Origin of the sequence: Nonomuraea sp. NPDC049421, from assembly GCF_040677005.1 — a bacterium.
Classification (GTDB): Bacteria; Actinomycetota; Actinomycetes; order Streptosporangiales; family Streptosporangiaceae; genus Nonomuraea; species Nonomuraea salmonea.
Genome location: NZ_JBFAQA010000036.1, coordinates 95,496 through 107,703 on the forward strand (window position 1 = coordinate 95,496; position 12,208 = coordinate 107,703).

Annotated in this window: 8 protein-coding genes and 1 pseudogene; all 9 read right to left on the reverse strand. The window is 72.0% G+C overall.

Annotated elements, in window-relative coordinates; genetic code table 11:
* Window positions 1-5: 5 nt before the first annotated feature.
* Window positions 6-752 carry a sulfite exporter TauE/SafE family protein gene (locus AB0K18_RS42505; protein WP_364926563.1) on the reverse strand — a complete coding sequence of 249 codons (747 nt, stop codon included), beginning with the start codon at window positions 750-752 and terminating at the stop codon, window positions 6-8.
* Entirely contained in the window at window positions 749-2,503 is a 1,755-nt protein-coding gene (locus AB0K18_RS42510) for a gamma-glutamyltransferase family protein (RefSeq protein WP_364926575.1), read from the reverse strand. The genes AB0K18_RS42505 and AB0K18_RS42510 overlap by 4 nt, the downstream gene beginning before the upstream one ends.
* Before the next feature lie 52 nt (window positions 2,504-2,555).
* Window positions 2,556-3,524, reverse strand: coding sequence for an oligopeptide/dipeptide ABC transporter ATP-binding protein (locus AB0K18_RS42515; RefSeq protein WP_364926565.1), 969 nt, complete (start codon window positions 3,522-3,524; stop codon window positions 2,556-2,558).
* Complete coding sequence (locus AB0K18_RS42520) at window positions 3,521-4,486, reverse strand: ABC transporter ATP-binding protein (RefSeq protein WP_364926567.1); 966 nt, start codon at window positions 4,484-4,486, stop codon at window positions 3,521-3,523. The genes AB0K18_RS42515 and AB0K18_RS42520 overlap by 4 nt, the downstream gene beginning before the upstream one ends.
* Window positions 4,483-5,328 (reverse strand): ABC transporter permease, encoded by an 846-nt coding sequence (locus AB0K18_RS42525; protein ID WP_345398855.1) that lies wholly within the window; start codon window positions 5,326-5,328, stop codon window positions 4,483-4,485. Before AB0K18_RS42525 ends, AB0K18_RS42520 begins: the two co-directional genes overlap by 4 nt.
* A complete protein-coding gene (locus AB0K18_RS42530; RefSeq protein ID WP_345398858.1) occupies window positions 5,321-6,280 on the reverse strand; it encodes an ABC transporter permease in 960 nt (319 codons plus the stop codon). The genes AB0K18_RS42525 and AB0K18_RS42530 overlap by 8 nt, the downstream gene beginning before the upstream one ends.
* Complete coding sequence (locus AB0K18_RS42535; RefSeq protein WP_364926569.1) at window positions 6,280-7,899, reverse strand: ABC transporter substrate-binding protein; 1,620 nt, start codon at window positions 7,897-7,899, stop codon at window positions 6,280-6,282. Before AB0K18_RS42535 ends, AB0K18_RS42530 begins: the two co-directional genes overlap by 1 nt.
* 90 nt (window positions 7,900-7,989) lie before the next feature.
* Complete coding sequence (locus AB0K18_RS42540; protein WP_364926571.1) at window positions 7,990-8,667, reverse strand: GntR family transcriptional regulator; 678 nt, start codon at window positions 8,665-8,667, stop codon at window positions 7,990-7,992.
* Window positions 8,660-12,208, reverse strand: a pseudogene (locus AB0K18_RS42545) (hypothetical protein); the annotation flags it as partial. The pseudogene AB0K18_RS42545 and the gene AB0K18_RS42540, both read right to left, overlap by 8 nt.

Sequence of the window (12,208 nt, forward strand, 5' to 3'; positions counted from 1 at the left end):
CCGGCTCAGCGCAGAGCGAGCGCGATCGAGACGCCAAGCCCGAACACGACGACCACGCCGCGCAGCACGGCGGGCGGCATGAGCCGGGCCACGCGGGTGCCGAGGAAGCCGCCCGCGAGGCTGGCCGGCGCGATCACCGCCACGGCCTGCCAGCGCACGGGGCCGAACAGCGAGAACGCGACCACCGAGACCGAGCTGATGACCAGCGAGAGCGCGGCGCGTACCGCGTTGACGCGGTGCAGGTTGTCGTGCAGGAACATGCCCAGCACGGTCAGCAGCACCACGCCCATGCCACCGTTGAAGTAGGCGCCGTAGCAGCCGCCGACGAACACCCCCGCGTACACCAGGCGGCTGGTCCCGGCGCCCTCCTCGCCGCCGAGGTGCTTGCGCAGCCACGGCTGGGCCAGCAGCGCGAGGCTGGCGAAGCCCACCAGCCACGGCACCAGCGACTCGAACAGCCGGCCCGGCGTGAGCAGCAGCAGCGCGCTGCCCACGCAGGCCCCCAGCACCGCCGCTACCGACAGGGCGGTCGCGCGGCGCCGCTGGCCGCGCAGCTCGGCGCGGTAGCCGAGCACGCCGCCCAGGTACCCGGGCCAGAGCGCGACCGCGTTGGTCACGGTCGCGGTCAGGCCCGGATAGCCCAGCGCGAGCAGCGCCGGGAAGGACACGAGCGTGCCGCCGCCGGCCAGCGCGTTCACCACGCCGGCCAGCAGGCCCGCCCCCGCCAGGAAGAGCAGGTCGTGGAGGGTCATCGGCCGACGGCGTAGCCCTGGGCGCCACGCGGGTTGGCGGCGGCCTTGAGCAGGTCACCGTCACGGGCCACCGCGCTGAGCCGCCCCAGCGACCACGGGCCCTGCGTCTCGACCTCGTGCCCGCGCCGCCGCAGCTCCGCGACGACGGCCGGGTCCACGCGGTCCTCGACGTGCATGACGCCGGGGCGGGAGCCGCGCGGGAAGAACGAGCTGGGGAAGTGCTCGCTGTGGAACATGGGGGCGTCGACGGCCTCCTGGAGGTTCAGTTTGCCGTGCACGACCGCGAGGAAGAAGTTCAGGCTCCACTGGTCCTGCTGGTCGCCGCCCGGGGTGCCGAACGCCAGCCACGGCTTGCCGTCCCTGAGCGCGAACGACGGCGACAGCGTCGTACGCGGCCGCGCGCCGGGCCGCAGCGCGGTGGCCACGCCCTCCTGCAGCCAGAACATCTGCGCCCTGGTGCCGAGGCAGAAGCCGAGCTGCGGGATCGTGGGGGAGCTCTGCAGCCAGCCGCCGCTGGGCGTGGCGGAGACCATGTTGCCGAAGCGGTCCACCACGTCCACGTGACACGTGTCACCCTTGACCATGCCGTCCCGCGCCACGGTCGGCTCGCCGACCCCCTGCGGCTTGCGGCCGCCCGACACACCGGGCGCGGCGCTGAACGTGCCGGGGTCGGGGAAGACCGGCAGCCTGGGCGTGCGCCCGCCGGGGGCGCCGGGCCGCAGCTCCAGGCTGGCCCGCGCGCCGATCAGCGTGCGCCGCCCGGCGTTGTAGGCCGGGCTCAGCAGGTCGGCCATGGGCACGTCGGTGTCGCCGTACCAGGCCTCGCGGTCGGCGAAGGCCAGCTTGGCCGCCTCGGTCACGGTGTGCACGTAGTCGGCGCCGAGGAACTCCATCGACTCCAGGCCGGTGCCGTCCAGCAGGGCGAGCTGCTGCAGGAACACCGGGCCCTGACCCCACGGGCCCGTCTTGGCCACGGTGTGGCCCTGGTAGTCGAAGGTCAGCGGCTCCTCCACCGACGCCCGCCAGCCCGCGAGGTCGTCGCCGGTCAGCAGGCCGCCGTGCACCTCGCCCGAGCTGTCGCGCCAGGCCGTCTTGGCGCTGAACTCGGCGATCGCCTCCGCGACGAAGCCCTCGTACCAGGCCCTCCTGGCGGCCTCCAGGCGGCCCTCACGGGTGCTCGACGCCGCCTCGGCCTCGGCGACCAGCCGCCGGTACGTCGCCGCCAGCACCGGGTTGGCCAGCTTCGTGCCCGGCTTGGGAACGTTCCCGCCGGGCAGCCACGTCGCCGCGGAGGTGGGCCAGTCGTCCCTGAACAGGCTCTCGACCGACGAGATCGTGGCCGAGATGCGCTCCAGCACCGGCACGCCGTGCTCGGCGTAGTGGATGGCCGGCGCCAGCACGTCCGCCAGCTCCCAGGTGCCCCAGCGCTCCAGCATCAGCATCCATCCGCCGAACGCGCCGGGCACCGTGGCCGCGAGCAGGCCCGTGCCGGGCACGACGTCCAGGCCCAGCTCGGCGAAGCGCTCGATGGTGGCCGCGGCGGGCGCCACACCCTGCCCGCACACGACCGACACCTTCTGCTCCTCCTCGCTCCACAGCAGGATCGGCACCTCGCCGCCGGGACCGTTCAGGTGCGGCTCGGCCACCTGCAGCACGAACCCGGCGGCCACCGCCGCGTCGAAGGCGTTGCCGCCGCGCTCCAGCACGCCCATGCCGGTGGCCGAGGCCAGCCAGTGCGTGCTGGCGACCATGCCGAAGTCGCCCGACAGCTCGGGCCTGGTGGTGAACAAGACTTTCTCCTTCTCATCGGGGGGCGGCGGCGTCGGGGACGCGATCCGCCGTTACCAGGTGGCAGGCGGCGGGGTGACCGCTGCCACGTGGGTCGTTCAAGAGGGGCTCGGCGGTGCGGCACTCGTCGTACGCCAGCGGGCACCGCGTGTGGAAGCGGCACCCGGCCGGCGGATCGACCGGGCTCGGCACGTCGCCGCCCAGCACGATCCTGCGCCGCTCCCGCTGCCTGACCGGGTCGGCCACCGGCGCCGCCGACAGCAGGGCCTGCGTGTACGGATGCCGCGGCTGCGCGAAGATCTCAGCCGTCGGCCCCGACTCGACGATCCGGCCCAGGTACATGACCGCGATCCGGTCGGCCAGGAACTCCACCACCGACAGGTCATGGGTGATGAACAGGCACGAGAAGCCCATGTCCCGCTGCAGGTCGGTGATGAGGTTGAGCACCGACGCCTGCACCGACACGTCCAGCGCGGAGACCGGCTCGTCGGCCACGACCAGCTTCGGCTCAAGGACGAGCGCCCTGGCCAGCCCCACCCGCTGCCGCTGCCCGCCGGACAGCTCGTGCGGGTGGCGCCTGCGCATCTCCTGGCGCAGGCCGACCTTCTCCAGCATGGCGGCCACCTTGGCCGTCACCTCGCGACGGTCGCCCACCTTGTGCCGCAGCAGCGGCTCGGCCACGATCTGCTCGATCGTGAAGCGCGGGTTGAGCGAGGAGAACGGGTCCTGGAAGACCATGTGGACGTCCCTGCGCAGCGGCCGCATGGCCCGCCGCGACAGGTGGGTGATGTCCCGGCCGGCCAGCTCGATCGAGCCGGCGGTCGGCTCGGTCAGCCGCAGCACGCACTTGCCGACCGTGGACTTGCCGCTGCCCGACTCGCCGACCAGGCCGAGCACCTCGCCCTCGCCGATCTCCAGCGACAGGCCGTCCACGGCGCGTACGGGGCCGTAGTGCTTGACCAGGTTGTCGATGCGCAGGATCACCGGTCACCTCCCGGGTGGTAGCAGGCCGCCAGGTGGCCATCGCCCTGGCGGGTGAGCGGCGGCCTGGACAGCCGGCAGTCGGCCTGGGCGCGCGGGCAGCGGTCGTGGAAGGCGCACTCGTCGGGGTCCGACAGCGGCGACGGCACCATGCCGGGGATCTCCGCCAGCCGGCCGTCGACCGCCGCCGACGGCAGGGCCTTCATCAGGCCCAGCGTGTACGGGTGACGCGGGTTGGCGAACAGCTCGGTCACCGGGGCCTGCTCGACGGCGCGGCCGGCGTACATGACGACGGCCCTGTCGGCGATGTCGGCCACCACGCCCAGGTCGTGCGTGATGAGGATGATCGCGGTGCCGAGCCGGTCGCGCAGGTCACGGAAGACGTCCAGCACGCCGGCCTGGATCGTCACGTCGAGCGCCGTGGTGGGCTCGTCGGCGATCAGCACGCGCGGCGAGCAGGCCACCGCGATCGCGATCATCACGCGCTGCCGCATGCCGCCGGACAGCTGGTGCGGGTACTCCTTCATGCGCCGCTTCGGCGCCGGGATGCCGACCAGCTCCAGCAGTTCGACCGCGCGCGCGGCGGCGGCCTGCCGCGACAGCTTCTCGTGCCGCCGCAGCACCTCGCTGATCTGGTAGCCGACCGTGAACGACGGGTTGAGCGAGGTCATCGGCTCCTGGAAGACGACCGAGACCGTCTTGCCGCGCACCCGCCGCATCTCCGGCTCGGGCAGTGTGGTCAGTTCGCGGCCGTCCAGCGTGATCGAGCCCTTCAGGCGGGTCGTCTCGGGCGGCAGCAGCCGCGGCACCGACATCGCGGTGACCGACTTGCCGCAGCCGGACTCGCCGCACAGCGCCAGGATCTCGCCCTCGTCCAGGGTGAGCGAGATGTCCCTGACCGCCTGCACGAGCCCGTCCTCGGTGGCGAAGCCCACGCTCAGGTCGCTGATCTCCAGCAGGCTCATCGGGCGCTCCTCGGGTCCAGTACGTCACGCAGCCCGTCGCCCAGCAGGTTGAAGCCGAGCGTGGCCAGGGCGATCATCAGGCCGGGCCAGATCGCCAGCCAGGGCGCGTCGCTCAGATACTGCTGCGCGGTCGTCAGCATCACGCCCCACGACGGGGTCGGCGGCTGCACGCCCAGGCCGAGGAACGACAGCGTGGCCTCACCGATGATCGCGGCGGGGATCGCCACCGTGGCCTGCACGATGAGCGGGCTGAGGCAGTTCGGCAGCACGTAGCGGAAGATGATGTGCCCGTCGCCCGCGCCGTCGGCGACGGCCGCGGCCACGTAGTCCATCTCCCTGACCGCCAGCACCTCGCCCCGGGTGATCCTGATGACGGCGGGCAGCTGGGAGAAGCCCAGCGCCAGCACCACGCCCTTCAGCGAGGGACCGATGATGGCGGCCAGGCCCACCGCGAACACCAGGAACGGGAAGGCCAGCGTCACGTCCACCAGTCGCATCACGATCGGGTCCAGCCAGCGCCGGTAGAACCCGGCGACCAGCCCGATCGGGATGCCGACCACCATCGCGAGCAGCGTGGACAGCACGCCCGCCTGCAGTGAGACCTGCGCGCCGTGCGCGATCCTGGCGAACGCGTCGCGGCCCAGGTCGTCGGTGCCCATCGGGTGGGCGCCCGACGGCGGCGCCAGTGTGGCCATGTAGTCCTGCGCCGCCGGGTCGCCCGTCACGAGCGGGCCAAGCAGCGCCAGCAGCACGAACGCGACCACAAGGACGAGCCCGGCCATCGGCATCGGCCTGCGGCGGAAGCGCCGCCACAGCCGCGTCCTGCGCATCACCTCAGTCATGGCCGCCTCCCGACAACCGGATCCGCGGGTTGAGGAAGGCGTAGGCGATGTCGACCAGCAGGTTGACCAGCACGTATCCGACGACCGTGACCAGCACGACCGCCTGGATGACGGGATAGTTCCTGGTCAGCACCGCGTCCACGGTCAGCTTGCCGAAACCCGGGATGACGAAGATCTGCTCGGTCACCACGGCGCCGCTGATCAGCGCGCCGAGCTGCAGGCCGAGCACGGTCACCACGGTCGTCAGGCTGTTGCGCAGCGCGTGCGCGCCGACGACCTTGACTTCGGGCAGGCCCTTCGAGCGCGCGGTCCTGACGTAGTCGGCCGACAGCGCGCCCAGCATGGCCGAGCGGGTCTGCCGCATCAGGATCGCCGCGAAGCCCGTGCCGAGCACGACGGCGGGCAGGATCATCCGCTGCAGGTTCTGCACGGGGTCCTCGGTGAAGGGGACGTACCCGGAGGCGGGCAGCACCCGCCAGGTCACCGCGAACAACAGGATGCCGAGCAGGCCCAGCCAGAAGTGCGGCACCGACAACCCGGCCAGGCCGAAGCCGGTGGCCAGGTAGTCGGCGACCTTGCCGCGCCGTACGGCGGCCACGATGCCCGCGCCCACGCCGACGATCACCGCGACCAGCATGGCCAGCGCCGACAGCTCCAGCGTCACCGGCAGCCGCTCCAGGAGGATGTCGGCCACCGGGAGCTGGTCCTGCGTCGAACGCCCGAAGTTGCCGGTCAGCGTCTGGCCGAGGTAGTCGAGGTACTGCGCGGGCAGCGGCTTGTCCAGGCCGAACTCGTGCCTGATCGCCTCGATCGCCGCGGGCGACGCCTCCTGGCCGGCCATGACGGTGGCCGGATCGCCGGGCAGCGCCCGTACGCCCAGGAAGATCAGCACGCTCGACAGGAACAGCACGATCACGGCCGACCCGCAGCGCCGGAGGATGAACCAGAGCATCAGGCGGCGAACCCGGCGGTGACGAAGCGCGGCAGGCCGTCCTTGAAGTACTGGACGCCGGCGACGTTCTTGTTCATGCCGAGGTAGTACAGGTTGTGGTACAGGTACACGACGCCCCGTAGCTCGGCGGCCTTCTTCATGGCGGCGCCGTAGAGCTCGGCGCGCTTGGCCTGGTCGGTCTCGGCCGCGGCCTGCTTGATCGGGTCGTCGATGCCGGGGTCGGACATGCCGGCGTAGTTGTTGCTGCCCTGCGTGGTGATGAGGTTCGTGAGGTTGCCGTCCGGGTCCACCCGGCCCGACCAGCCGCTCAGCAGCACGTCGAACTTGCCCGCCTTGCCCTGCTCCAGCACGCTGACGAACTCGGCCGTCTGCACCTTGACGTCGAAGCCGGCCTCCTTGGTCATCGACTGGATGACCTGCGCGAGGCGCTGGTTGACGGCGTCGTTCGGGGTGGCCATGGTGACCGTGATCGGCGTCGGCACGCCGGACGCCTGCACGAGCTGCTTGGCCTTGGCCAGGTCACGCTTGGGGCAGGCCGGCAGGTCCTTCGCCCGGTACGGGCTGTCGCCCGGCACCGGGTAGCAGTCCACCTCGTGCAGCCCGTTGTAGACGGTCTTGTTGATCGCGTCCCGGTCGAGCGCCAGCTCGAACGCCTCGCGCAGCTGCGGGCTCTTGCCCAGCGGCGTGTCCACGGGGCCGGGCTTCGCGGTCGAGCCCTTGACGTTGCCGATGTTGATCTGGAAGCCGTAGTAGCCCAGGCCGCCACCGGAGACGACGGTCAGGTTGGGGTCGTCCTGCACGCCCTTGACGGTGTTGGTGGCGAGCTGGTCGGCCACCTGCACGTCGCCGGACTTGAGGTTCGCGGCCCGTACGTTCGGGTCGACGATGATTTTGTATACGAGCTTGTCCAGCTTGACCTTGGCGGCGTCGTAGTAGTCGGGCGACTTCTCCAGCACGATCTGGCTGCCCGAGGTCCTGCTCGCGAACTTGAACGGGCCCACGCACACCGGGTTGGCGCCGAAGTTGTCGCCCTCGGAGTCGAGCGCCTTCGGCGACATGATCATGCCGGCGCGGTCGGCGAGCTGCGCGGTCAGCGGCGTGAACGCCTGGGTCAGCTCAAGCTTGACCGTGGACGGGTCCGCCACCGTCACCTTCGACACCGCGGCCAGGTCGGCCTGCCGGGCGGACTTCTCCCACGTACGGTGCCGGTCCAGCGACTTCTTGACCGCCTCGGCGTCCAGCGGCGTGCCGTCGTTGAACTTCACGCCCGCACGCAGCTTGATCGTCACCTCTTTGCCGTCGTCGGACAGCTCGGGCGGGGCCGCGGCGAGCTGCGGGACGAGGGCGGACGAGGCATCGATGTCGTAGAGCTTCTCGCACATGCTGGTGAAGACCTCGCGGCCCACGAGCGTGGTGGAGACGCTCGGGTCCAGTGCGTCTGGGTCGGCGTTCAGCGCGATGTTGAGCGTGCCACCGGCCTTGACCGGCCGGTGGTCGGCCGAGGCGGTCGCTATGGAACTAGGTGCCGCGGGGGTGCTGCTCGTTCCGCCTCCACCACAGGCCGTCAGGGCAAGGGGGAGAGTGACGAGCGCCGCGACGACCTTGTGTGACGGTCGCATGGTGCCTCCGGTTAAACGTTTAGGAGACTGTATACAAGGTCTGACATTTCAGTGGTGTTTCGTTACCCTATGTCGTTACCTGAGTGTTTCCTAATCGTTTGCCGGTTTTGGCTTCCGGCTCGCCGCCGCGAGGAACGACCGCCGCGCCGCCGCCACGTGCGCGACCGCCCTGGCCTGCGCCTCGTCCTCGTCGCCCGCCTCGATCGCCTCGCACAGGCTGAGGTGCTCCTGCCACGAGTGCGGGCCGCGTACGGCGGCGGTCTGGCTGAAGACCCACTGCGCCCGCTGCAGCATCGGCGTCATCATCAGCGCCAGGTAGGAGTTGCCCGCCGCCTCGCCCACCGCCAGGTGGAAGGCGGTGTTGAGGTCGGCGACCTCTTCGAGGCTGCCGCTGTCCACCGCCGCCTTGGCCTGCTCCAGCACGTGACGCAGCCTCGCCACGGCCTCGGGGGTGTGCTTGCGCGCGGCCAGCCGCGCCGCGAGGCCCTCGATCGCCATGCGGACGTCGAAGAGCTCCTCGCCCTCCTCCGCCGACAGGCGCGCGACGGTGGCGCCGAGCCGGGGGACGACCTCGATGAAGCCCTCGGCGGCCAGGACCCTGATGGACTCGCGTACGGGGTTGCGCGAGACGCCGAGCGCGGCGGCCAGCCGGTCCTCAACCAGTCGCTCACCCTGGGCCAGCTCGCCGGAGAGAATGCGGCGGCGAAGCTCCTTGGTGACCTTGTCGCGCAAGGTCCGATGGGCCGCGCCCAGCGTCAGATCAGTCATAGAGGAACTTATCGTATACAACGGACAAGTCTTCTGGGGTCGGCCTCGCCGGCAAGGTCGGCGGCCCCTGCCACAGCTTCCTCGACGGCCAGCGGGTCGCCGCGAACAGCGCCAGCAGCTGCTCCTTGTCCTCGGCCCGCCAGAACAGCTCGTCCGCCAGCATCCGGAAGCTCAGGCTGCCCATCTCCGTCAGGTCCGCCGCGGCGCCCGCCTCGCGGTAGACGTCGTGACTGCCGACGGCGTCCAGATGGCCGCCGTTCGGCAGCGCCTCCATGCCCGCGTTGCGCACGGCGGCCTCCACGATCGCCAGCGAGAGCTTCACCTGCGTCTGGATGACGGCCGGATCGAGCGAGCCGTCCCACAGCCGGAACTCGACCCGGTCGTCATCCCCGCCTCGGATGCCGGTCATGTCGACCGCGTTGAACCGGCCGTGCCCGCGCGGGATCTCCTCCGCCGAGGCGTCCCGGCCGAGCGGCTCCTCATTCGGCTCGCGCTGCCACAACCCGTTGTGCTCCTCACGTGCCGGGTTCTGCGCCAGCCGGAAGAGCGTGTCGGCGTGGTGATCGACGTACGTGGCCAGGGCGCGCTGAGCGTCCACCATGCGGCCGATGGGACCGGTGCTCACTTCGACGCGGGCGGCGGTCCGGTACGTCGCGACGCCGCCGAAAGCGTTGATGATCTCGACGGCCTGCTTCAGGTTCGACCACGTCGAGCGCACGTCGTGCATGAGGGGTGAGACCAGCACGCTGTGCGCCGGGGCGCTCCTCAGCAGCTGCCACCCGTGCTCACCGTCGATCAGCCGGGCCTGGCGCAGGACAGCGTCGATGGTCGCGAGGGCGTCGTCTTTGATCCTGGCCGGTAGGTCGAACTCGATCTTCACGGCGAACCCGTGCCCGTGGTCATGCGTACCGACGCCCGCGGTGACGTTATGCATCATGTACGGGATCAGCGTCTCGCCGTCGGCCACCCGCGCCAGTGCCCGCTCGTAAGCGCGCCGGTAGGCGGCGAAATCGCCGGTGAACGACATCTCGGGGACGTCCGGCCGGCGCCCCCACGCCCTCCAGTGATCACTCCACAGGCCGAGTTCGGCCTTCGCCGCTCGCCACTCCTCGGGGGCCGTGTGGGCGCCGCGGTTGAAGATGCGATTCACGTTCCGGAAGGCTTCCTCCCAGCGTTGCTCCGCGAACCGCCGCGCGGCGCGCGCCTCCTCGGGCGTCACATTGTGCAGGCCGGGCTCGGCGTCACGCAGGGGCATCGGGCGGCCGTCGCCCGCCACGCCGTACGGGTCGCGCGGGCCCGGGCCCCGCAGCGCGTCCACCACCTGCCGGCGGTCCACCGGACCGGAGAGGTCGAGGCCGTTGCCCCCGGCCTGTTCCGCCCGCCGCACCAGCTCCGGCACCGAGTGCCCGAGCCCGGCGTCGTACGCGAGCCGGCGCAGCGGGTCGAACACCCAGGCCGGCCGGTCCTGAGCAGGCCCGGCGAGCTCCGCCAGCCTGCTCAGGACACGTGCCTGGTCGTCGCGCACGGCGGGAAGGTGGTGGTCGTCGGCCAGCCGCAGGCCGTTCCACAGGTGGGGATCCCGCGCCCGATGCGTCGCCAGCAGCTCATGGAGCTCCTGCAGGTCGGCCGCCCGCGTCGGGTCGGAGCCGTGCGTACGGGCGTCCGCGGCCAGACGGAGCAGCTGCTCGATCGATCCTCCCTGGCCCAGCTGCTGCGCCAGGCTTTCGAGCGGCTGCTGATGGGGCATCCCCGGCGGCACGTCCGGCGCCCCGGCGATGCCGTGCAGCGAACCGAGCATCCGGGCGTCGGCCGGGCTGAGCCCGTCGACGCCCAGCTTCACCGACGCCACCACGCCCGTCCACAGCTCCGGCTCCACCTGCCGGAACGCCGCCATCACCGCATGGAACTCGGCCACGTAGTGCAGCCCAGGAGGAAGGAATCCGGCGGCGTCCGCCGCCCGGACCAGCGGTAGCACCTGGTGGTAGCGGATGAGCCCCTCTTGCTGCATCCAAGGGGACAGGTAGGTGTGGAGCCCCTCGAGGCTCAGGTGCGGCGACATCATGTTGACCAGCAGCCCGAGCGTGCGCGCGTCCTCCGGGGTCGTCACGTCCAGCAGCGCCCGATGCTGGTAACCGAGCCAGCGAAGATCGTCGTGGGGCATCGCGAGACGGAGCGCGTCGGCCAGCATGGCACTGCCGCGTGCCACCTCCGGGGCCATGCCCTGGCGCTGGGCGTCCTGGTAGAGCTCCACCACGGCGTCCACGGCGTACCTGCTGTCGAACAGCTCCTCTGCCAGGTTCTCGATCGCGACCCTCGAATTCTCCCTCGGCAGGCTCGCGTGCATCTGCGCCAGGGTCAGGGCCGTCGCCTCGTCGGCGCGCACCGTGGGCAACTCGTTGATCAGGGCCCAGCCGGGCAGCAGGAACTCGGGATCCGGCCGGGTGGCGCCTCCCCGTCCGTCGCCCCGTTCGTCGCCCTGGCCGGTGAGCAGCCGCTCGATGCGGTTGGGGCCGTCGGCGCGGCCCTCGCCGTTGCCGGGGGTCCAGCGGTGGAACGTCGCCTCGGCCTCGGCGAAGCTGCGCGGCCGCGAAGGCGCCACCGCCGGGTGCCCGCCGACCAGCACGGCATCCGGCCCGCCTGACGCCGCCACGAGCGGCCGCCGCGCCTCTTGCGACGCCACTCCCGCCTCGGGCGCGTGCTCGGCCGCCTTGGGGCGGATGTTCTGGTCGTGCGGGGCGCCGCGACCGACCGCCTCGCCCGAACGCTCCGGCGACTGGGCGCTTACCCGCTCGGGCGGCTGCGCCGCCACCCGCTCCGAGGACAGGCCGGGCCCACGCTCCTGGGACTGGCCGGTCTCGCCGGCCGGGCTCGCGTCGGCGGGCCGGCGGCCGTCCTCGCCCTGGGGCCGTCCGTTCTGTGCGGGTCGGTCGATCTCCGGGACGGGTGTGCGGGGGGTCTGCGTTCTCGCCGCGGAGGTCTGATCATGGGCGGGGAGCCCTGGCACGTCGTGCGGCCGGGCAGGGGCGACGATCACGTCGGCGGGCCGGTCGCCGTGGGCCTGGCGCGCGGGTGGCGGGGGCGGCGCGGTCGTGTCCGTACGCGGCGGGGCGACGATCGTCTGCTGGTCGGTGGTCGCGACGGGGGCCCGCTGGGCGTTCGGGCCGGAGGTCTCCTGCCGGGTGTCGGGGGACGTGTCCCTTCCCGCGTTCTGGGCGGAGTCGGGCCTTGTGTCACGTCCGGTGACGTCCGGGGTGGTGTCGCGCCCGGTGGGGTGATGGGCGGGGGTGTCGCGCTGGGCGGTGCCGGCCTGTTCGTCCCGAGAGCCGGTCGTGTCCCGCCCAACTGCGTCCCGGTCGGACGCGTCCTGGTCGGTGGTGATCTGTTCGGCGGTGACCTGTTCGGCCGGTTCCACGGGATGGACGGCCGCGGCGACGGCCGGGACGGTGGCGGGCAGCGCCGAACCGGCGGGCAGAGCACCGGGGATGGCGGCGGTGTCGTGCTTGCCGGCGACCCCGTTCGCCGGGCTTTGGTCCGCGGGCGC

Bases quoted from the DNA above. Each gene is read 5' to 3' on its own strand.
- AB0K18_RS42505 (WP_364926563.1), bottom strand. From the start codon at position 752: ATGACCCTCCACGACCTGCTCTTCCTGGCGGGGGCGGGCCTGCTGGCC.
- AB0K18_RS42510 (WP_364926575.1), bottom strand. From the start codon at position 2,503: ATGGTCGCCAGCACGCACTGGCTGGCCTCGGCCACCGGCATGGGCGTG.
- AB0K18_RS42520 (WP_364926567.1), bottom strand. From the start codon at position 4,486: ATGAGCCTGCTGGAGATCAGCGACCTGAGCGTGGGCTTCGCCACCGAG.
- AB0K18_RS42525 (WP_345398855.1), bottom strand. From the start codon at position 5,328: ATGACTGAGGTGATGCGCAGGACGCGGCTGTGGCGGCGCTTCCGCCGC.
- AB0K18_RS42530 (WP_345398858.1), bottom strand. From the start codon at position 6,280: ATGCTCTGGTTCATCCTCCGGCGCTGCGGGTCGGCCGTGATCGTGCTG.
- AB0K18_RS42535 (WP_364926569.1), bottom strand. From the start codon at position 7,899: ATGCGACCGTCACACAAGGTCGTCGCGGCGCTCGTCACTCTCCCCCTT.
- AB0K18_RS42540 (WP_364926571.1), bottom strand. From the start codon at position 8,667: ATGACTGATCTGACGCTGGGCGCGGCCCATCGGACCTTGCGCGACAAG.